The organism is Mesorhizobium sp. B264B1B, assembly GCF_020165765.1.
Classification (GTDB): Bacteria; Pseudomonadota; Alphaproteobacteria; order Rhizobiales; family Rhizobiaceae; genus Mesorhizobium.
The window spans coordinates 1-20,125 of the sequence record NZ_JAIUIS010000015.1; the positions used below are offsets into that span (position 1 = coordinate 1).

Below are 20,125 nucleotides of genomic sequence, written 5' to 3' on the forward strand. Positions count from 1 at the left end.
ACAAGGACGGCACCATGATGCTGCTCGGCGACGCCAAGAAGATGACCGAGGAAATCGTCAAGGCCATGGATCACTGAGATTGATACGCCCGGCAAGGCGATGAAGCGGGAAGGGCTCCAGCCACTCCAAGCCTGCTCATTTCAACGCGGCGCAGTCTGCCTTTGCGGCCAAGATATCCTTCCTCGGCCGAAGCGGCCCTCGGCTACGATCATCACGGTCGCATGGGTCATGACGATTTCCCACCAGCTGCTGGCGGGCGTGACGCTTGCCTTGGTCGAGTGGGGTTCCGCAATATTGGCGGCGATATGTGGGTGTAGCGAAAGATTCTCAATCGCTACCTCGTGTGGCACCCGGTCCACCGTCTGGTGGGAGTAGACGGGCACGGGCTCTTGACACCTATACCGCACAGCCTTCTGGTCTGGCGCAGCTTTCCGGGAACCGCCGGATCCGGAATCGTACGTCAGGCAGACCGCTCTGCGGACTAAGCCGACAGCTGGATTCGGCATGCGCAAGCCGGCGTCCATTGTGCTCAAGGGTCAAGTGCGACAGGTACGTTCAATGAACCCAAGGCTTACAGACTTACACTCGCTCTTGTCGTCCATGGCCGATGCCGGACTGGCGAGCCGAGAGGCTACGCGGGGCCTTTTCGGTGAGAGCACGGCCTCGCGAGCCTCCGACCTGCACCGCCTGATCGAAGCGCAGATCGTCGACGCCGATGCCCTCGCAGGCTTCCTATCGTCCTATTATGGCGTGCGGCTTCTCGACCGGCACCAACTCGCCGACTACAGGCCCGTCGCGCAGAATCTCTCAAACCGATTTCTTGTGGAGAACTGGATCGCGCCGCTCACGGCGCCTGACGGGAGCGCCGTCATAGGGGTTCTCCACCCCGGAGACGCAGACCCGATAGAGGCGCTGCGATCCGTTCTCGACGGTGACGTCGAGGTCTGCGTGGTTCCCGCACCCGACCTGGAATCCTGCCTGGAACGCCTTTCCGGCACCCAGGATGTTGCCCAGGCCACCGGCGAAGGAGCAACCTCCGAAGCGGCTATCGCAAGCCTGCGGGATCTCGCGAGCGGCGCGCCGGTTGTGGTTGTCGTCGACGACATCTTCCGGCGCGCGCTCGACCTGAGGGCAACCGACATCCACCTCGAACCGATGCGCGGACGGCTCGTGATGCGTTTCCGTATCGACGGCGTCTTGCGGATCATGCCTCCGCCGCCGCACGAAATGGGCGATGCGATCGTGTCGCGAATCAAGGTTCTCGCCGGCCTCGACATCACCGAGCGCCGCAAGCCTCAGGATGGTGCGATGCGCCTTCCCATCGGCGACCGCGAAGTCGAACTGCGCGTTGCCACCCTCTCCTCCATCCATGGCGAGACCGTCGTCATGCGCATCCTGCACCGCGACAGCGTCCTGCTCGATTTCGCGGGCGTGGGCCTGGATGACCAAGAACGGCAGACGCTGGACCGGCTCCTTGAGCACACCCATGGAATGATCGCCGTCGCCGGCCCGACCGGCAGCGGCAAGACGACGACGCTCGCCGCCGCGCTCTCGAAGCTAAACGATCCGGGCCGCAAGATCGTGACCATCGAGGATCCCGTCGAGTACCAGATCCCCGGCATCGTGCAGTCGCAGATCAACTCGGCGATCGGCATCACCTTCTCATCCGCGATCCGGACGTTTGTGCGACAGGACCCCGACGTGATCCTGGTCGGCGAGATACGCGACGGCGAGACGGCACGGGCCGCCGTCCAGGCAGCGCTCACCGGACACCTCGTTCTCACCACCGTCCACGCGAACACCGCGGCGGCGGCCTTCACGCGTATGCGCGACCTGGGTGTCGAGACCTATCTGCTGGTCGGCGCCGTCCGCGGCATCATCTCCCAGCGCCTGTTGCGGCGGCTCTGCGATCACTGCAAGCAGGAAGGAATTCTTTCGGCCGAGACTTTCTCCTCCGACTCGCGCTACCAGGCCGTCGGGTTCTCCCAAGGCCAGAAAGTGTTCAACGCAGTGGGCTGCGGCCGTTGCAACGGCACGGGGTATCGAGGCCGCATCGCCGTGTTCGAGATCCTGGTCCTAGAGGAAGCTATCATCGAGCTCGCTTCACAAGGAGCAGACCACTCCAGGATCGAAGCGCTCGCGCTGGAGCGGGGCATGAGCACGATGGCGCATGACGGTGCCAGGAAGGCAGGGCAAGGTCTCACCTCGCCGGCGGAGGTGCTCAGGGTCACCGGGTTTCGCTGAGCGCATCCATCCACGGACGCGCCTGCCTCCGACCAGCGGACTGGCGGTTGGCATTGCCTCCGCGGGACTATTGCCCGCCACCCTCGCCTTGATAGGGCTCGATGCTGTCGCCCTCCAGGACGTAGCCCGAAGCAACTTCGCTTGAACCGTCCACAAAGGAGAGGTCTTTCCTTTCGGACTGCACGCGCATCGTACCGGTTATCATCACGCCCTCGAACAGGGCCGCAGGTGCGTACGGAGCGGTGGATTTCAAGTAGATCACCTGGTTCGGCGGCGGTGGCGGCTCATGGATGCACGCACCAAAATAGGGGACAAGTAGGAACTCCGTCGTACCGTTCGGATCAAAATCCAGGGGCAGCAGATAGCCGGCGATGGCTACCTGCGCGCCGTCCAACTTCTTCTCGGTGAGGGTTCCACGCCTCTCGATCTCTGTAGCCCAGGCGACGTATCGTTCGTAAAGCGCATCAAGATCGACGCCTTGCTTTGCAAGTTTCTCCCTGTCGGCGTCGACCCTTTTTTTGGCTTCGTCGCGCTGAAGGGCAAACTCTTCGCTCAACTCGCCCGACGGGTGACCTTTCCAGTATAGGACATTTCTCAGGGCCTCCTGCTGCTCAAAAGGAAGTGCGTCCGGGAAATTTGCCAGCGGTTCTGTCGGCGGGATCAGCATCTCCCATTTCAGCTGGGTTGCGGCCTCGCTGAATGCCGCGCCGCAGCCCGCGCCCAAAACGGCCAGGATGAGAGCGATGCAGCGCAACATCGACCTCGCGTTGCCGAGGAATCCGGAAGTCTTCATGTTCTCACCATCATGCCATCTGCGAGTGACATCCTGTAGGCGCGACAGGCCGGCAGGAACCCGGCGGCCATCCCGCCGATCAATATTGCCAACAACAACAGGGCATCGGTCGTGGACGGAGGCTGAATGCCGATGTCGACGCCGAACTGTCTGTCAACAAGCGGGCGGGCCACCACCAGGACCGCATAAAGTGCCGCCGTACCGATTGCGATTCCCGCCACCGTCAGCAAGGTAGCCTCTCCGACAAGAAGGCCTGCAACCGTGCCGGGTCTTGCCCCCAGCGAGCGCAATATCGCGATCTCACGCCGTCGTTCGTTGAGCGTCGACAGGATCATTGCCGACAAGCCGAGCATCGAGGTCACCACGACCATCGCGGAGACGCCAAGCAATGCGGTCTCGGCGGTGGCGACCAGTCCCCACATCTCCTGCAAGGCGACCCCCGGCAGCACAGCCGAAAGAGGCTCGGCCCTGTACTCGTTCACGCCGCGCTGGAACCCGATGACTTGCAGGCGCGACTTCAAGCCGATGATCGCGGCGGTTACCGCCTTCGGAGCAATGGTCATCTGCCGCAGACGGTCGGCCGGTGTAACTTGTCCCGGGATCCGTGAACCGGACCGCCAGTCGACATGAATGGCCTCGATAGCCTTAAGACTGACATGGAGGGATTTGTCCACCGGCGTGCCGGTACGTGACAGTATGCCGGACACGCGAAACGGGAGGTCGTCATGCTGCGGCCCAAGGGAGCCCGCACCGTGCGCGACAGTGATCTTGTCGCCGATGGAATAGCCAAGCCGGCTCGCAACATCCGAGCCGAGGACGACATCGAACAGGTCGTCAAAGGGTGCGCCTGCAGCAAACGTCAAGGCCTGGCCGCCGCGATATTGGAAGTGCTCGAAGTAATCCGGAGTCGTCCCGATGACGCGAAAGCCGCGATGGCTGTCGCCAAGTGAAAGCGGAATTGCCCAGGCTACCTGCGGGCGCGAAACGATGTCTTCGTAGCTGCGCCAGGTGACATTGTTGGTCGCGTTGCCAATGCGGAACACCGAGTAGAGAAGGAGCTGCATGGCACCCGATCGGGCGCCAATGACCAGATCCGCACCAGACACGGTCCCGGCAAAGCTGTCTCGCGCGCCACTGCGGACTTTCTCGACACCGAGCAGAAGCATGACGCTGACGGAGATCGAAAGGATCGTCAGCAACACCGTGATCCAGCGGTTGCGCAGCGATTGCAGAGCGAGACGTGCGACAATCATGCCCGGGCTCGGCTTTTCGACGTTGTAAGGATGTCGTTGAGATGGATCGCCCGCGTGAAATGCTGCGCCAAGCGGCGGTCGTGACTGACCATGATCAGAGTTGCCTTTGTGGCCTCGATCTGGCCGAACAGCAGGTCGAGAAAATCCTGCTGCCGATCGTCGTCGAGAGCCGATGTAGGCTCGTCGGCGACAACAATATCGGGGGAGCCGATGAGCGCCCGCGCCGTCGCGACGCGTTGCTGCTGACCGACGCTCAGGGTGGCCGCCGTCTGCTGCCCGATATCCGCCGGAAGTCCCAGGGCCGACAAGAGGCGCCGGGCTTCGCTCTCCGCGCCTCCCGCGGCATTTGCGCGGGCGCGACGTTCCGGTGCGAAGCTGAGCGGTAACAGCACATTGTCGATGACGGCGCCGTAGGGAAGAAGATTGAACATCTGAAAGATGATGCCAAAATGTTCCGCCCGAAACCGATCGCGCCCGCTGCCGCTCAATTCGTCAAGCCGTTGCCCGAGGACTTCCAAGCGCCCAGCTTGCGCCAACGCGATGCCTGTCAGCAAGCTGAGGAGCGTCGATTTTCCGCTACCGGATGCGCCAAGCAGCAGAAGACGCTCACCGCGGGAAACTTCGAACTCGCCGATTGAGAGGCAAAACGGGTCTCGCGCGTTCCACCTGTATTCGACGCCGTGCAAGCGCACGGCGTCCGTCGCGGCGTCCGCGTTCATCTCATCTCTCCAGATAGCGCGCCTCGCGGGACACCTCGAAAGCGGTCTGTCCATTGGCATCGACGACCGTCACGCCGAGTTTCCCGGATCCGGCGAAGCGATCGAAGAAGGGGAAGTCGAGCCACGCGGCCTGGGCAGTATCCGCGCAGGCGAGAGCATAAGTTGCTCGGAACTCGGTGTGATGGGCCCCGTGCTCTTCAGAACCCGCGGCCTCACCAGCCTCCGCGGTAGCAGGGTGGTCCTCATGTTCTTCCGCGACGACTTTGACGTCGGCGGAGGTGACGGTGCACCCTGCGGAGTCGGGCATCGCGAAGAGCTTCAAGGGTTCCTTAAGGTCGGCGAGCCCGGTCTCGACGGTGCTCTTCTGCTCCGCGGTTTCAGCTTCGTGCTCAAACCCGACAATATCCATGCCAGGGGCAGCGAGCTCCATCTGAACATTGTTGGCCTCGAAAGCGATCGCCAATGTCCCGTGTCCATGAACATGTGGTCCAAGCTCTCGACGATCTTCTTCTGCGTGCGCCGTCGAAATAACAATAAACATGCCAGCGGCAAACAACGTCCCGGTGTGGTGATGCAATCCCATCTCTGTCTCTCCAGATCGATATGGTCATTAGCCGCCATCACAAGTTTCGGCGCGTGGCGCGACCGCGAGAAGCGGCAGTTCAGCCATCCATTCAAGCTCGCGGAGGGCCGCGGATATCGTAGTGTGAAGAGAGTTCTATGGTGTCCGGGCGCGCCGCAGTCGCGACCCAGTCGATCGTGTAGAAGGTGAGCTCGGAAGGGACATGAACTGCCGCAGGCGCCGGCAGTGCGGCTCCCATGGAGCCGATGATGCATATGTCACAACGGCCCTGGGACTTGTCGTCGTGGTGCCCCGACGCGGGCCCTTCTCCGGATCCTGCGAGCGACCGCTCGAAGCTGGATAAGAGCAAGCCGTTTCTATGCGTCGGGCCATCGATGTGTCCGAAAGCAAATGCGATATGGAAGAGCATGCCAAGCAATGTCACCCAGGCTATCGCCTGAGATCGTCGCAGCCATTCCGGCACAGTGAGTTCGCTTGGTGTCATCCTGGAGGATGTCCTGGTTCAAGACATGTGAGGAGGCCTGCGGGGCGCGCCGCTGAAGGTCTTGAGATACTCGGCTCAGTTGATTCGTCGAGAGCGTCGTGTGGCCTGTGACGGTTGTAGCGGTGGGCGAAGGCATCGACGAAGGGCTGCCGCTTGTCGATCTGGTACGGCAAGTCTCGCGGCAGGATCGAAGCGACGACTTCGAGGTGTGCGTCTGGCTTTTCCTCTCGCTTCTTGCCAATGGCTGCTGGCACGTTGGCCTCCCACTCCGCGAGCATGTCCTCGAGGCATGCTTCAACGAGCTTGTTGTGGGCCCGTTCGGGCCTGCCTGCCGGGTTTCCGGACTGACCTGGCTTGAACGGACCCCAAGGCTGTTTCGGTGCTGTTGGATCAGCCATCTTCCTCAGCGTCGAATGATAGCGATGCCGTTAAAGCGGCACGTCGATGGTGGCGATGGACGCGGTGGCGCGCCCGGCGCTACACCATCCTGGACAATTCGCCACTGATCTGTTTCGCCGTTTGACGCACCAGCCTTGCGCAGAGCTCGTGGCGCCGAGCGTCGTGCCGGTACACCGGCATGCTGATGCTGACCGCTCCGATCGGTTCCCCCGAACGATTGAAGATCGGGCTGCCGAGACAGCGGATATCCGGTTCGTTCTCCTCGTCATCGAACGCGAACCCTTGCTCGCGCGTCCGCTTCAACTCATCGAACAGCGCTTCGGGTGTCGTGAACGTCTTGGCGGTATGGCGTCTCAGATCCAGGCTCTTGATGACTTCCAACAGCCGCTGGTCTGGCAGACCAGACAGCCACGCCTTACCCACGGATGTCGAGTGAAGTTCAACCTGGCCGCCAATGCTGGTTTTCATCTGAACCCTGCTGGAGCCCACCAACTTGTCTATGTAGACCATCCGGTTGTTGCTGGGCACCGCAAGGTGAACCGCCTCATCGGTTGCGTCGCGGAGCGAAACCAGAAAATCCCTGGCGATCGTCCGCAAGTCGGAGTCCTCCCAGGTCTTGGCAGCAAGCTGGAGGAGGCGCGGCCCCAAGCGGAACGTTCCACCCTCTCCCGACTGTGTGATGAGTCCCTCCGCCGTGAGCGCCGAAACGAGACGGTAGACCGTCCCCCGGGGAAATGGCGCGCACTTTGTCAGTTGGGCAATGTCCAAGGTTCCAGGGGCATCCGCGATGATCTGCAGCACCGTGATGAACTTCGAGAACGAGGCCGCTCCCTGCACGTGAGTAGAAGCTCTCTCATCGGCTTCGTCCTGGAGCTCACTTAGGCCCATGGCGCATCTCCTTGCAAGCTTGACAACGAAACATGGTGGTACTACACGCTTTTGGACAAGCTGTCCATATTGTAGTCAGCGTCGTAGTTTCGGTTCTAGCCGTGTGATCGAGGAGGATCAACGGCAAACGCACTTGTGGCGAATTTGAATGCATCGGGACGTCCGTATCTTCCGCGAGAGGGTATGGGAATTTCTGTGGGAGAGGAAGCAGATGACCAAAAAAGGATACTGGGTTGCAATGGTCGATATCGCGGACCATGAGGGCTATAAAGAATACATTGCCTTGAACAAGGCAGCATTCGACAAATACGGGGCGTCCTTCGTCGTTCGCGCGGGAACGAGCCAGGTCATGGAGGGCCCTCACGCGAACCGCCTGGCGGTCATCGAGTTCAGGGACTACGAGACCGCTCTCGCCTGCTACAACTCTCCAGAGTATCAGACGGCGATCAAGGCCCGCGAGAAGCATGCCAAGGCACATCTGGCCGTGGTGGAAGGTGTCTGACACCGGAAGCTCGCCCGGGACCTCCTACTGGTTGGAGGGATCGTTGGCTTTACCCCTGCGCTGTTCGACCGGATGAGCAGGACAGGCCTTCATCACGCGATTGGGTGTTTCTACCCCATCAGCATGCTGGAGGCTCCCTGCTCACGGTCTGCGGATTCTCGTCAGAGTGCCGCAAGGATCGATGCATGCGCGCACAACCTTTTGGGAGCAGTTATGACCACGCCGTTACAGTGGCTTTTCAAGGCTTTTGACGTCTTCGTCGTCGTCGGCATGGCCGTCATCAGCATCCTAATCTTTACAAATGTCGTGCTACGCTACGGCTTCAGCTCAGGCATTCCGTTTGCCGTTGAAGTCTCCCGTGTGGTCCTCGTCTGGATCATCTTTATGGGATCCGTGGTGGCCCTAGCCAAGGGCGCGCATCTCGGCGTCGACTCATTGGTGGTCCGGTTGCCTCGCAGGGCGCGCTTCGTCTGCTTTCTTGTTTCGTATGGCTTGATGCTTTGGTGCTGCTGGCTCCTGGCACAAGGCAGCTGGTCACTCACCGTGATCGAATGGGGCAACGTCCAAGCACTGTCGGGAATTCCCGTCGGGGCCATCTACGCCGCGGGTATTACCGCTGCCATCATGATGGCTCTGATCCTCCTTCTTGATCTGTGGCGCTCGCTGCGCGGCATCCTGCCCGCCCCGTGGTCGGGAGCAGAGATCGATGTGCCGCCACCGGCCGTGTCCCCCGCGCTAGTTTCGGAGAAAACACCGTGAGCGGCTTGGTCTTCATAGGTTCACTCCTCGGTGCAATGGGCATCGGGATTCCAATCGCCTTCGCCCTGATGCTGTCGGGCGTCGCGATGATGATGCTGATGGGAAATCTGGATGCACAGATTCTGGCGCAGAGGCTGGTCAATGGCGCTGACAGCTATCCGCTGATGGCGATCCCGTTCTTTCTCATTGCCGGCGAGCTCATGAACGCCGGCGGCCTCTCCCGCCGCATCGTGAACGTGGCCCTGGCGCTCTTCGGTCACATACGTGGCGGCCTCGGTTACGTGGTCATCGGCACGGGCTTGCTGATGGCCAGCCTCTCCGGATCGGCAATCGCGGATACGGCGACGCTTGCCGTCATGCTGATCCCTCTTATGCGCGATGCGGGCTACAGCATGAGTCGCGCCTCGGGCTTGATGGCGGCGACGGGCATCATTGCCCCCGTGATCCCGCCCTCTGTCGGATTCATCATCCTGGGCGTCACCGCAAACATTTCCATCGTCGGCTTATTCCTCGCCGGAATCGTGCCAGGGATCCTGATGGGGCTGAGCCTAGTGGTGACTTGGTGGATCGTCTCCAGAAAGGAAACGTCGGCGGTCCAGCCCAAACTCCCGCGCAGGGACATCCCGAAAGCCATTCTGACCGCCGGTTGGGCGTTGATGCTGCCGGTGATTATCCTGGTCGGACTGCGGTTCGGCATCTTCACCCCCACGGAGGCCGGCGTCGTTGCAGCCTTCTATGCACTGTTCGTGGGGCTGGTTGTTTATCGGGAGCTGACGCCGCGGCTGCTCTTTGACGCGCTGCTCGACGCCGGTCGAATGACGGCAGTAATCATGCTGCTGGTGGCAGCCTCCGTGGTCACCGGCTTCATGATGACGATCGCCAGTCTGCCCGCCCAGCTCGTTACTCTCCTCAGTCCTTTCATCGATATGCCGATCCTGCTGATGGCCATGATCGTTCTGGCGATCTTTGTCATCGGCATGGTGCTCGATTTCGCACCTTCGATCACCATACTGGTACCCATCCTCATGCCGCTCGTAACGGCGGCCGGGATCGACCCGATCTATTTTGGGGTCATGTTCATCATGACCGCCGCGGTCGGCATGATTACGCCCCCTGTCGGAACTGTCCTCAACACGGTGTGCGGAATCAGCAAAGTTTCAATGGGGTCGGCCCTGAGAGGTGTGTGGCCTTTCCTTCTGGCCGAGATGGTCCTCATCGTGCTGCTGGTTCTGTTCCCGGCATTGGTGACCGTGCCAGCGGGCTGGTTCCATTGAGAATCCCAACCGTGGAGGAGTTAGGCTGAACATTCGACGATGGCTTTGCCGCCCATGCGAGCAGGGCCTCAACGACGACGTCGGCGGGGCCCTGACGCGGGAGGAGTTGCAGCCGCTGGCGCAGGTCCATGTCGAATCGCGGCATAAGTTCGAGTTCTTCACCTACCTCGGGCTGACCGAGGTCGACGAGGTGTACGGTGTCCAAGCGGGAAGCAGAAAGCGTGCCTTGTGGTTTTCAAGCGTCATAGAACGGTACTTTCCCGAGGCGCCGGGCGTAGGCTTGGGTTGGGTGTGTAGGTGAGCGTAGGTCGGCAAGGCAGTGCCCCAAATGCCTGTTCCGTGTGGGTTCGCAGAGGCGCGGCGGCCTGCCTCTTGGCGGTAGTGGCCGCGTGTACCTCCACTGGTGATTATCTTGGAGACGTTGCCGCGCGGCCGGATGCCCTGGACAAGGTCGCGAACGCAGATTTGAGTGCGCGCAAACCTTCCGGCGGCGGTTTTCTGTCGAGGCTCGGCTTCGGCCGCACGCAGAACAACCGGCAGGGTGAAGTATACTACGGATACCAACAGCAGCTGACTGCCGGCGAGCGCAAGTCGCTCGAGCGGCTGAGCGGCGAAAAGTTCGAGGTCAACCTCGAGGAGGCCGAGATCAAAGTCGCGGCCCGCACGGTGCTGGGCGAGGTGCTGGGGATCAGCTACTCGCTCGACCCCAGAATCGCGGGCAAGGTATCGATCACGACGTCGAAGCCTACGCCGGCCGCGGAAATCCTCACCATGTTCGAGTCCGCGCTGCACAGCAGCGGCGTGGCCATGATGCGCGAAAGCGACCGTCTGCGGCTGATACCTGCGAACGAAGCGTTCGGAGCCGCCCAACTCGATCCGGGCACCACCATCCAGCCTGGCTACGCCGTCACGGTGTTTCCCCTGAAAAACGTTTCCGCCAGCACGATCCTGCCGCTGCTCGAAAACTTCGTCGCCCGTCCCGGCATGGTGCGCGAGGATCCCAGCCGCAACGCGCTGATCTTCCAGGGGACGGCGGCGGAGCGGACTGCGGCGATCGAAGCAGCGCGCTCTTTCGACCAGGACTGGCTGGCCGACCAGTCAGTCGGCATTTTCCCTGTCAACAATTCCAGCGCGGCCACCATGATGCCCGAGCTGACCCGCGTGCTCGACATCGGGGAGGGCGGTCGCGGACGCAACACGATCAGGGTCGAGCCGATCGAGCGCAGCAATGCGATTCTGGTGGTGGCGAAGACGCGCAACCAGTTGCAGCGCGCGGCGAGCTGGATCGAGCGGCTCGACCGGATCGACGCGTCTGCCTCCAATTTGCGGGTGTACAAGGTCCAGCACCTGGAGCCACGGCGCCTTGCATCGATGGTCAACGAAATATTCAACGGCGCCCCGGCATCGTCGGCTTCAGAAGACCCGGCCTCGCAGTTTCCGCCCGGCTCGCAGGCTGACGGCCAGAATCAGGGCGCAAACGGTTCGCAGGCGGCCACTGCGACGCCGGATCAGCGCATGGCGGATAGCCTGCCGGCCCCCGCTGGCGAAACCGACCAGCCTATCCCGGGCGGTGGTGGGTCGCAAAGCGGCGTGCGCATCGCCGCGAACCCCGAAAACAACACCATTCTCATCTACGGGCGGCCCGACCAGCAACGGCTGATCGAACAGGCGATCACCGCACTCGACCGGCCGCAAGAGCAGGTCGCTATCGAAGCGACGATAGCCGAGGTCACCCTGACCAACGAGCTGCGCTATGGCGTGCAGTTCTTCCTGAAATCCAATGATATCGGCGTGGGCGGCAACCACGGATCGGTCGGTCTGTTCCAGGAAGCCAGCAAGGCCGTGCTGTCGCGAACGCTTCCGGGCTTCAACCTGCTGCTTGGCCCCGACACCGAGCCGCGCGTTGTCATCGATGCGCTGCGCGGCGTTACCGAGGTCAAGGTGCTTTCCTCGCCCTCGGTAGTGGTGCTCGACAACAAACCCGCCTTGCTGCAGGTCGGTGATGAAATACCGATCGTCACCCGCACCGCGCAGTCCGTCACCGATCCCGAAGCGCCGGTCGTCAACAACGTCGAGTTCCGCGATACCGGCGTGATCCTGAAGGTTCTGCCCCGGATCACCGGGAACGGCACGATCAGCCTCGTCATCGAACAGGAGATCAGCTCGGTCCAGCGCAGCCAGGCCCAGTCCCTGACGCCGACCATATCGCAACGAAAGGTCAGCTCGACCGTATCGGTCACCAGCGGCCAGACCGTGATGCTCGGCGGACTGATCAGCGAACGCCAGCAGCGCGGCCGCGACGGTGTGCCGGTGCTTGGCGATCTGCCCGTCATCGGCGACGCCTTCCGGAGCAACCAGAACTCCGCGACGCGGACGGAGCTGATCATCCTGATCCGGCCTCAGGTCATGAAGGACGGCATGGATGCGCAACATGTGGCGGAGGAGATGCGGTCGCAATTGCGGCTGATGAACGAGCCATCCAGAAACGTGCCGCTTCGGCGGCCGGCCAAGACGATGATCGAATGAAGATTCTGAGGGCGCGGCGTCGGTCTACCGCCGCCGTCGCAGTCGCGCTCGCCGCCGCTACCGTGCCGGCTGTCATCGGAAGCCCCGCATTCGTCGTCGCTTCGGCGCTTGCGCTATGCCTTCTGGCCGCGGCAATCGCGGTCCATGATCTTGCGTCTTTGCTCATTCCTGACCGCTACACGGCCGGCATCTTGGTCGTCGCGCTCGCCGACTGGTGGTTCGAGGCGAGCGATTTCGCCGCGCTGGCCTGGCGCATCGGGCCGGGGGGCGTCCTGATGCTCCTGCTGTGTCTGTTCGACGTCGCGTATGGGAGGCTGCGCGGCCGCGACGGCATAGGCTTCGGCGACATCAAGCTGATCGGTGTATCCACCGTCTTGGCCGGGCTGGCCGGCGTCGGCGCCCAGATCCTGCTTGCTTCGGTCGCGGCTTTCATCTTCAGCATCATCCGCGCGGTTCGCTTGCGCCGCCCGCTCCGTGCCGCGGCGCGCGTTCCGTTCGGAACGTTCCTCGCGCCGGCACTGGTCATCATCTGGGCGTGGCTGCCCGCCGCATGGTGATCACATTGCTTGAGCCGGGGAGCGAAGTCTTGATTTCGACGCGATCGTGGCGTCACCTTTCGTGGCGAAGCATGGGGCCGAAATGGGTCTTGCGGCAGTGGGCATGAACTCGGCAACGACCCGGCGAGGTGCAATCCTCGTCAGCGTCCTGTGGATCATGATTTTTCTGGGATTCCTTGCCGTCATACTTCGCGTGCAGATGACCGGGGTCGTGGCCAGTGTGCGCGTCACGGAAGACAAGGCGTCGGCGCGCATTCTGGCGGAAGCCGGGCTGTCGCAGGCCGCGGCCGAGATCCGCGCCGGCCCGCCCGACAGTGTGGGCAAGCTGAGCGATCAGATTTCGTCCACGATCACCCTGCCGGCCGGGGTCGCTTCCATCTCTGCGAGAAATGAAGCATTGCGGATCGATCTCAACACCGCCGAGCGGCCGCTGATCGTTGGCGCGTTGCGAGCCGCCGGCGCCGCTCCCGGAACCGCGGAGGATCTGGCGACAAAGATCATCGGCCACCGCGCCCGGCCGACTCCGGCGAACGGACAGCCGGCCGGTTCCGCTCCGCAGCAGGCTGGAAACGACACAAAGCTGTTTCAGACGGTCTCCGAATTGGCCGCCTTCCCGGGAATAACGCCCGACATGGCCATCGCCATCGAACCCTATGTCACCGTCTCCTCCGGATTGGCCGGCGTTCGCCTGGAAGCGCTCGATGATGGACTGCTGGGCGATATTCCTGGCCTGCCGCCGTCGGTGCGAAAGGCGATCAAGGATTTCCACGCCGGCCGTCTGTCGCGCGAGCAACTCGATCAGTCGCTGGCGGGGGTGACCTTCAACACACTGAAGCCGGCACCGAGCTGGCGCGTCGATCTCAGGACGACCCTGCGGTCCGGCTACAGCGAATCTTTCGAGGCATTGATACTTGTATCGAACGCGGACGAGGCACCTTACAGAGTGCTTGACTGGCGTCGCGCGGCAATTGAGCTGGAATGAATGCCCGTGGATGGGGCGCGACCGGTCTCAGCAGGAGTGCCAGGCCAGCCTGGCACTCCCAGCGGAATATCCCGACCGCGGAGCATCAGAGCCCCCCGGACACCGTGATCAGGGTGCCTGTCATGAACCCCGCGCCAGGAGACGCAAGCATCAGGGCCGCGCGCGCGATGTCTTCAGGCTCCGCGATGCGCCCCATGGGGGTTGCCGCCGCAATCCTGGCTGGTCGCTCGGGGTTTCCGCCTTGTGTGTGTATCCGCGTGTTGGTGGTCCCGACACGTATGGCATTCACACGGATGCCCTCCGGCGCCAGTTCTTTCCCCGCGCCGATGGAGATGGATTCCACTGCACCCTTGCTTGCGGCATAATGCACATATTCGTTCGGGCTGCCGAGGAAGGCGGCGAGCGAAGACATGTTGATAATCGTCCCGCCTCTGCCGCCCTTGCGGTTGGACATGCGTTTCGCGGCTTCCTGTATACAGTACATGACGGCGAAGACGTTGGTCCTGAAGGTGTTTTCCAGCACCGCGGGCTGCAACTCATCGATTCTGCAGGCTTTCCCAATGATCCCGGCATTATTGACCAGGCAGGTCACTCGCCCCAGTGCATCGTCGCAGGCACTGAACAGGGCCTCGATGTCCTCCCTCTTGCCCACGTCTCCCTGTACCGCGATGGCGCGGGCGCCTGCGGCCTTGCAGTGCTCAACGACTTCGGATGCAGCGGCAGCGTCCGAAAGATAGTTTATGCAAACATCGTAGCCTTCAACGGCGAACAGCCGCGCCGTTGCGGCACCGATGCCGTGGCTTGCGCCCGTTACGATCACGATCGGTCTCACGGAATTACCTCCTCGCTCCTCCTTTGAGGGCATTCGCAGCCTAGAAAACGGTCTCAAGGATCGCGGCGTAGTCTTCCTTGGTCAGCGAACGTGGATTTGTGGGATGGCTGTGGTCTGCAATGGCTCGCTCACACACCCAATCGATGACGTGCCGGGGAACCCCCAGTTCGGACAATCTGGGCGTAATGCCAAGACTACGGTTCAACCCGTCCAGTGCATCTGCGAGCGTTGTATGTTCAAGTCCCGCCAGGCGCTCGAGGTAGTCGACCTTCTGAGCCACGGCTTGAACTTCCACGTTCCACCGAAGGACGGTCGGCATCAGGATGGCGTTGAGCGTCCCATGATGGAGCTTAGCCTCCTTGAGACCGCCCAATGCATGGCTAAGCGCATGGACGGCGCCAAGCCCCTTCTGAAACGTCATGCCCCCTTCGAGGGCACCCATCATGAGTTCGGTCCGCGCCTCCGCGTTCGCGCCGTCTGCGTAGGCGACAGGCAAAGCCTTCCATATCCGTTGGAAGCCGTCGGTGGCAATTGCCTCGGCAGGCGGATTATAGCGGGGGGAAAGATATGTCTCGATACAATGCGACAGTGCGTCGAGCCCTGTCGAGGCCGTCAGAGCCGGGGGGAGCCCCATCGTCAACCCCGGGTCACAGATCGCCCTGCGCGGGATGAGGTACGGGCTGATAAATCCGAGCTTCCGGCCGTCATCCAGTGTAATCAGTGCCGCGCGTCCAACTTCGGACCCCGTACCCGCCGTTGTCGGGATGGCCACAAGCGGCGCTACCGCGCCAGTGATGCGTGCCACCCCGCCCAGGATCGCTGCATAACGCTCAAGTTCACCATCGTGCGTGGCAAGCAGCGCCACGCCCTTGGCCAGGTCGATCGGAGAGCCTCCGCCAATCGCCACTACCCCATCGCAGCCGCCTTGCCTGTATAGCGCGAGACCGGCAGCAACTGCGCTCTCAGTCGGGTTGGAGGGAACGTCCAGGAAGATCGGCGCTGTTCTCAGGAACTCGAATACCGGACGCTCAAGCAAACCAGCGGATTTGATGCCGTGATCGCTGATCACCAAAGGGCGGGACACGCCGAGTTCGCCCAAAATTTCTGCCAGTGACTCGGCCGCTCCAAGCCCGAAATTGATATTTGTAAGGTAGTTTATGTTGTTCACGCTGCCACTCTCCTTGACATTCCGCACATGCATCGCTGCAGCCACCGCCTGGCATTCGGCACATTCGTGCAGCCGGTGAATGCGAACGCGCGACCTTTTTGGAATCGCTTCGTCCATAATATGGACAATATGCCCAAGCATTGGGTGGAACTGCACACTTGTCAAGCTCCCCCTTTTGGTTGCGGCGTTCCCGCCGCCTTGACAAAGAGGTCGCGGGCCCCTATCAAAGTTTTGGGCAGGTTGACCACATTATGGTCACATCGATGGCGACCTTGGAGGACGTGGTACAGGAACCGCTGACATGCCGATTGCGCTGGAGAAACTGGCCAGCCGCCGCGAACTCGAAGCCAAAATCAAGTCCGCGGCTCACTATCGGCGCATTGCGCAATCCAAAGGCCTCCCGTGCGAAAACCCTGATTCACCTGCGGCCATTCGTGCCGGCAGTGACACCCCGAACCGGAAGGAAAGCCTTTGTCGAAACCCGCCGCCACCGTGTTGATACCAGGCTGGATGCACGAGCATGCCCGCTGCATGCTCGGAACGCATTTCAGCCTGGTCGAAACCCCTGACTGTGACATTCACGCCCGTTTGTCCCCGGAGGTGCGGGCGTCAATTCGTGGCGTGGCCTGTCGCGCCAGAATCGATCGGCAGTTCATAGACGCCCTTCCCAACCTTGAGATCATCGCCAGCTACGGCGTTGGCTACGACGCGGTGGATGCTGCCTACGCACGAAGCAAGAATATCGTCGTCACGAACACCCCTGATGTCCTGAACGAGGAGGTCGCCGATCTCACGTTGGGGCTCCTTATCAGCGTCGTGCGTGAGATACCCAGGGCGGCAGCCTTCGTTCGCGGGGGCCACTGGAAAGCATCGGACTACCCGCTTAGCCGTCTGACACTGCGGAACCGCAGGGTCGGCATCTACGGAATGGGGCGGATCGGTCGCTGCATCGCCCGACGAGTTGAAGCGTTTGGGCTTCCTGTTGCCTATCACAGCCGGCGCCCGGCGGAGGGGGTCGCGTATGATTACTTTCCTTCACTGCTGGAACTTGCCAGTGCCGTCGATGTGCTCATCTCCATCGTGCCGGGCGACCCGTCGACCGCAAACAGCGTGAATGCCGAGGTGCTGTCCGCCCTCGGGCCCGAGGGCGTGTTCATCAATGTAGGCCGCGGAACCGTCGTGGACGAGGATGCACTGATCGGCGCCCTGCGCACAGGAGCCATTGCGGCGGCCGGCCTCGACGTGCTCGCGGATGAACCCAATGTCTCCGAAGACCTGCTGGCGCTCGATAACCTGACGATCCTGCCGCATATCGGGTCCGCGTCGGTCAGTACGCGCACCGCAATGGCGGACCTCGTGGCCCAGAACGTGATCGCCTGGTTCCAGAGTGGAGCGGCGATCACACCCGTACCCTAGACAGCCTCCGATCAGCCGCCGAGGCCTCCTGCACTGTCAGCGGACGTTATGATCCATGCACGTTAACCCAACAGGCAAGCATCCGATCGACAGGCCCTGAAGCGCCGCGGTGAGGCGTTGACAACCCATTAATAGTCTGCCCAATATGCATTGTTGGACATCGCGTCCACATTGTGGATTTTTCTGATCGGTCGATGCTTGGGGTTTCGGTCAGATTCGCGGTGTCACCATCGGTCAAGCAGAAAACGGAGGAGTGACTCTCATGAACCTATGGAAAGGCGGATTGGCCGTGGTGGCCGCGCTGGCGATCGGGGCGGTATCGTCCACCGCGGCGCTCGCACAGACGGTGTTCACCTGGACGCCAAAGCCGGTGGCGCTGGCACCATACAAGGCCCCGAACAAGCCACACACGACGATAGCCGACGTGCGCGCCAAGATTTCTCCCGCCAATCAGTCCAAGACTTGGCACCAGGAGATCGTCAGCGACGCGCACCTGCGGGCTTCATGGGTTCAGTTGGCGGTCGGTGATCAGTCGCCGGCCATGTTCATATCGGATACCCGCGCGGCCTTCATTGTCTGGGAAGGTTCGGTCGAGTTCACGATCGGGAGCGAGGCGCCGTTTACGGCCACCAAAGGCTTTATGGTCCAGGTTCCCGCGCGTACGCAGTTCCAGATGAAGAACGTCGGCGCGGTGCCGTCCTTGCACTTCGAGGTCTTCACCGCGGACGCCAAGATCACTTACCCGCAGGCGGCGGCAACCTTGCCTAAGCCGCAGCCGGGGATGACCTGGGCGTTGACGCGACAGGATCCGGGTGCAGAAGCCCTTGGGACGGGCAATTCTACTTTCAGGGATTTCCTTGCTTCGCCCTCGGGCGGCGCGTTCGTAACCGCCCCTGGCTTGTTCGTTAACGCCATCCGCGGCCAGGCGTTCAACTGCAATATGCAGTCCCCCACGGCGCTCGGACACAGGCACATCAACTATGGTGAATTCTGGTTCATCATGGAAGGTCAGATCCAATACAACCTCGAAGGCCTGCCGGGCTTCGTCTCGGAGGCCGGCGACATTGTCTATGTCCCGGCCGGCCGGTGGCACTCGGCGGCGAACTATTGTCCGGGGAGTGACACGCGGATTGCCATCAATCCCTTCCCGACCGGTACGCATAACTGGCCGCCGACTGCCAGCCAGCCCAACCCACCGATGCCCCCGATCTCGGGCAAGGGATGGCTTGATTGATGTTGCCGGTGGCCCGTCCTCATCGTGAGGGCGGGCCGTTGGTCTGACCTGACTTTGGCGCGGGGGAGCATCGGCCGGGTGTATTCGCGGGGGCGCGTTCATCGTGGCCGTAGAATTGATCACACCGCCCGTCGGAGGCTCGTCGGCGCCGTAGCAGAAGCGGCGTACCGTCCGCTTCAGCAGCCAGGGACGCCATATCGTTAGTCTTGGCCGAATAGGCCATTCTCGTACCGCCGGTCCTGTTCCTTAGTGGTTGCAGTTCCTGCATTCTGGTTCCTTTGAACCAATTCTTGGGAGGTTGAACTATGAAGAAAGTATTGTTTCTGACTGCGGCGCTGCTGGGAGGGCTCTTGGCCGCCGCTCCGGCCATGGCTCAGAACCCGCGCCTGGGCTACGTGCCTACGGAAGACCATCCGGTCGGACAGGCTTCGCGCTATTTTGCGAAGCTGGTGGAAGAGAAGACGGGCGGGCGCATCAAGATCGACACGTTCGGAAATGGCGTGCTCGGCAGCGAGCCCGAGATGCAGGCGTCGGTTCAGGCCGGCTTCATCGATATCATGGTTGGCCCCACGCCCAACCTGGTCGGCGTCGTTCCGCAATTCATGATCTACGATCTTCCGTTTTTCTACAAGGACTTCGCCGCGGTCGATGCCGTCATGGACGGCGCGGTCGGCGAGCAGCTGTTTGCACAGCTGAAGGAAAAGACCGGCATCGTCGGTCTGGCGTGGTGGGACAACGGCTTCCGCCACATGACCAACAAGGTTCGTCCCGTCAAAACGGTGGACGATATGGCAGGGATCAACATCCGCGTCATACCCAACCCGTTGTTCATTGCGACCTGGACGGCTTTGGGAACCAATCCGACGCCGCTTCCTTGGCCTGAGCTGTACAGCGCGCTCGAAAATGGCGCCGTCGATGCCCAGGAGACGCCGTACGCTCTTATCTACACCGCAAGGTTCTATGAGGTGCAGAAGTATCTGACCAAGACGGGCCATGTCTATACGCCGTTTGTTCTTCTCGCGAGCCAGAAATGGTTTGGAAGCCTCTCCGAGGAGGACAAGGCAGCCGTCATGGAAGCTGCGAAGGAATCGGCAGCCTTCCAACGGGATCTTTCTCGCAAGGAGGCAGGGAAATTGGAGGCGGAGCTCGCGGCGAAGGGCTTCGAGATTTCCCAACCCACGCCTGAAGCGCTCGCAGCCATGACCGAACGCGTTGCGCCTGTCGTGAAAGAGTACAGCGAAAAGATCGGCGTCGATCTGGTCGAGCAGGCGCGCGCCGCTATGGCGGCAGTTGCCAAGCCATAGAGGTCTTATGGCGCCGGAGCCAGGTTCGCCTGCTCCGGCGTCCATTTGCAGAAGCATCGTGCGTCCGAGTCAGTTTGAAGCCGCAAGCAGTGTGCGCGGCTTACGACACGTCGCAGACGCCAAGGTTCAACAAATTGACGATGCCCCCGCGCTCCAATCCGGCTTCCGGCATCCGGGCGCGACCGGCATCGACATCTCTCACTCTAGT

General features: G+C 61.9%; 19 protein-coding genes. 11 read left to right on the forward strand and 8 right to left on the reverse strand.

All coding sequences use genetic code 11. The features are described from left to right. Positions 1–504 precede the first annotated feature (504 nt). Positions 505–2,244 carry a GspE/PulE family protein gene (locus LB547_RS25475; protein WP_140762954.1) on the forward strand — a complete coding sequence of 580 codons (1,740 nt, stop codon included), beginning with the start codon at positions 505–507 and terminating at the stop codon, positions 2,242–2,244. Between the two features lie 67 nt (positions 2,245–2,311). On the opposite strand, the gene LB547_RS25480 is transcribed toward LB547_RS25475, so the two are convergent. From LB547_RS25480 to LB547_RS25505, 6 genes are all read right to left on the reverse strand, one after another. Further along, the gene (locus LB547_RS25480; protein ID WP_140525790.1) at positions 2,312–3,037 is read right to left on the reverse strand and encodes a DUF3299 domain-containing protein; all 726 of its coding nucleotides are present in this window, start codon (positions 3,035–3,037) and stop codon (positions 2,312–2,314) included. Continuing rightward, a complete protein-coding gene (locus tag LB547_RS25485; RefSeq protein WP_224656325.1) occupies positions 3,034–4,239 on the reverse strand; it encodes an ABC transporter permease in 1,206 nt (401 codons plus the stop codon). Before LB547_RS25485 ends, LB547_RS25480 begins: the two co-directional genes overlap by 4 nt. Positions 4,240–4,286: 47 nt before the next feature. After that, positions 4,287–5,009 (reverse strand): ABC transporter ATP-binding protein, encoded by a 723-nt coding sequence (locus LB547_RS25490; RefSeq protein ID WP_140560832.1) that lies wholly within the window; start codon positions 5,007–5,009, stop codon positions 4,287–4,289. A gap of 1 nt (position 5,010) precedes the next feature. Then, the gene (locus LB547_RS25495; protein ID WP_140762951.1) at positions 5,011–5,592 is read right to left on the reverse strand and encodes a DUF2796 domain-containing protein; all 582 of its coding nucleotides are present in this window, start codon (positions 5,590–5,592) and stop codon (positions 5,011–5,013) included. Between the two features lie 480 nt (positions 5,593–6,072). Further along, positions 6,073–6,474 carry a DUF5681 domain-containing protein gene (locus LB547_RS25500; protein WP_224655968.1) on the reverse strand — a complete coding sequence of 134 codons (402 nt, stop codon included), beginning with the start codon at positions 6,472–6,474 and terminating at the stop codon, positions 6,073–6,075. A gap of 79 nt (positions 6,475–6,553) precedes the next feature. Then, positions 6,554–7,363: an IclR family transcriptional regulator gene (locus LB547_RS25505; protein ID WP_140500977.1), complete on the reverse strand. Its 810-nt coding sequence runs from the start codon at positions 7,361–7,363 to the stop codon at positions 6,554–6,556. Between the two features lie 211 nt (positions 7,364–7,574). Here LB547_RS25505 and LB547_RS25510 point away from each other — a divergent pair, with 211 nt between their 5' ends. The 6 genes from LB547_RS25510 (at position 7,575) to LB547_RS25535 (ending at position 13,963) form a co-directional block, all read left to right on the forward strand. Further along, positions 7,575–7,865, forward strand: coding sequence for a DUF1330 domain-containing protein (locus LB547_RS25510; protein WP_140500979.1), 291 nt, complete (start codon positions 7,575–7,577; stop codon positions 7,863–7,865). 213 nt (positions 7,866–8,078) lie between these two features. Then, complete coding sequence (locus LB547_RS25515; protein ID WP_181165438.1) at positions 8,079–8,624, forward strand: TRAP transporter small permease; 546 nt, start codon at positions 8,079–8,081, stop codon at positions 8,622–8,624. Next, positions 8,621–9,898, forward strand: a complete 1,278-nt coding sequence (locus tag LB547_RS25520; RefSeq protein WP_140500983.1) for a TRAP transporter large permease — start codon at positions 8,621–8,623, stop codon at positions 9,896–9,898. Before LB547_RS25515 ends, LB547_RS25520 begins: the two co-directional genes overlap by 4 nt. 381 nt (positions 9,899–10,279) lie before the next feature. Next, positions 10,280–12,424 (forward strand): type II secretion system secretin GspD, encoded by a 2,145-nt coding sequence (gene gspD / locus LB547_RS25525; RefSeq protein ID WP_224519202.1) that lies wholly within the window; start codon positions 10,280–10,282, stop codon positions 12,422–12,424. Beyond that, the gene (locus tag LB547_RS25530; RefSeq protein ID WP_140500987.1) at positions 12,421–12,981 is read left to right on the forward strand and encodes a prepilin peptidase; all 561 of its coding nucleotides are present in this window, start codon (positions 12,421–12,423) and stop codon (positions 12,979–12,981) included. Before gspD ends, LB547_RS25530 begins: the two co-directional genes overlap by 4 nt. A gap of 103 nt (positions 12,982–13,084) precedes the next feature. Continuing rightward, entirely contained in the window at positions 13,085–13,963 is an 879-nt protein-coding gene (locus tag LB547_RS25535) for a type II secretion system protein GspK (protein WP_181167615.1), read from the forward strand. A gap of 85 nt (positions 13,964–14,048) precedes the next feature. On the opposite strand, the gene LB547_RS25540 is transcribed toward LB547_RS25535, so the two are convergent. After that, positions 14,049–14,795 carry an SDR family oxidoreductase gene (locus LB547_RS25540; RefSeq protein WP_140500991.1) on the reverse strand — a complete coding sequence of 249 codons (747 nt, stop codon included), beginning with the start codon at positions 14,793–14,795 and terminating at the stop codon, positions 14,049–14,051. A gap of 40 nt (positions 14,796–14,835) precedes the next feature. Continuing rightward, entirely contained in the window at positions 14,836–15,963 is a 1,128-nt protein-coding gene (locus LB547_RS25545; RefSeq protein WP_181178022.1) for an iron-containing alcohol dehydrogenase, read from the reverse strand. Positions 15,964–16,264: 301 nt separating this feature from the next. Here LB547_RS25545 and LB547_RS25550 point away from each other — a divergent pair, with 301 nt between their 5' ends. From LB547_RS25550 to LB547_RS25565, 4 genes are all read left to right on the forward strand, one after another. After that, positions 16,265–16,462, forward strand: coding sequence for a hypothetical protein (locus LB547_RS25550; RefSeq protein ID WP_140646492.1), 198 nt, complete (start codon positions 16,265–16,267; stop codon positions 16,460–16,462). Beyond that, on the forward strand, positions 16,435–17,379 hold the full coding sequence (locus LB547_RS25555; protein ID WP_224519200.1) for a 2-hydroxyacid dehydrogenase: 945 nt from the start codon (positions 16,435–16,437) through the stop codon (positions 17,377–17,379). The genes LB547_RS25550 and LB547_RS25555 overlap by 28 nt, the downstream gene beginning before the upstream one ends. A gap of 262 nt (positions 17,380–17,641) precedes the next feature. Next, entirely contained in the window at positions 17,642–18,613 is a 972-nt protein-coding gene (locus LB547_RS25560) for a cupin domain-containing protein (protein WP_140500993.1), read from the forward strand. A 305-nt stretch (positions 18,614–18,918) separates the two neighbouring features. Next, positions 18,919–19,917: a TRAP transporter substrate-binding protein gene (locus tag LB547_RS25565; RefSeq protein ID WP_140525785.1), complete on the forward strand. Its 999-nt coding sequence runs from the start codon at positions 18,919–18,921 to the stop codon at positions 19,915–19,917. Positions 19,918–20,125 lie beyond the last annotated feature (208 nt).

What these genes read in the sequence shown, in the direction of transcription:
- LB547_RS25475 (WP_140762954.1), top strand. Translation starts at nt 505, where the DNA reads ATGCGCAAGCCGGCGTCCATTGTGCTCAAGGGTCAAGTGCGACAGGTA.
- LB547_RS25480 (WP_140525790.1), bottom strand. Translation starts at nt 3,037, where the DNA reads ATGAAGACTTCCGGATTCCTCGGCAACGCGAGGTCGATGTTGCGCTGC.
- LB547_RS25490 (WP_140560832.1), bottom strand. Translation starts at nt 5,009, where the DNA reads ATGAACGCGGACGCCGCGACGGACGCCGTGCGCTTGCACGGCGTCGAA.
- LB547_RS25495 (WP_140762951.1), bottom strand. Translation starts at nt 5,592, where the DNA reads ATGGGATTGCATCACCACACCGGGACGTTGTTTGCCGCTGGCATGTTT.
- LB547_RS25500 (WP_224655968.1), bottom strand. Translation starts at nt 6,474, where the DNA reads ATGGCTGATCCAACAGCACCGAAACAGCCTTGGGGTCCGTTCAAGCCA.
- LB547_RS25505 (WP_140500977.1), bottom strand. Translation starts at nt 7,363, where the DNA reads ATGGGCCTAAGTGAGCTCCAGGACGAAGCCGATGAGAGAGCTTCTACT.
- LB547_RS25510 (WP_140500979.1), top strand. Translation starts at nt 7,575, where the DNA reads ATGACCAAAAAAGGATACTGGGTTGCAATGGTCGATATCGCGGACCAT.
- LB547_RS25515 (WP_181165438.1), top strand. Translation starts at nt 8,079, where the DNA reads ATGACCACGCCGTTACAGTGGCTTTTCAAGGCTTTTGACGTCTTCGTC.
- LB547_RS25530 (WP_140500987.1), top strand. Translation starts at nt 12,421, where the DNA reads ATGAAGATTCTGAGGGCGCGGCGTCGGTCTACCGCCGCCGTCGCAGTC.
- LB547_RS25535 (WP_181167615.1), top strand. Translation starts at nt 13,085, where the DNA reads ATGAACTCGGCAACGACCCGGCGAGGTGCAATCCTCGTCAGCGTCCTG.
- LB547_RS25550 (WP_140646492.1), top strand. Translation starts at nt 16,265, where the DNA reads ATGCCGATTGCGCTGGAGAAACTGGCCAGCCGCCGCGAACTCGAAGCC.
- LB547_RS25560 (WP_140500993.1), top strand. Translation starts at nt 17,642, where the DNA reads ATGAACCTATGGAAAGGCGGATTGGCCGTGGTGGCCGCGCTGGCGATC.
- LB547_RS25565 (WP_140525785.1), top strand. Translation starts at nt 18,919, where the DNA reads ATGAAGAAAGTATTGTTTCTGACTGCGGCGCTGCTGGGAGGGCTCTTG.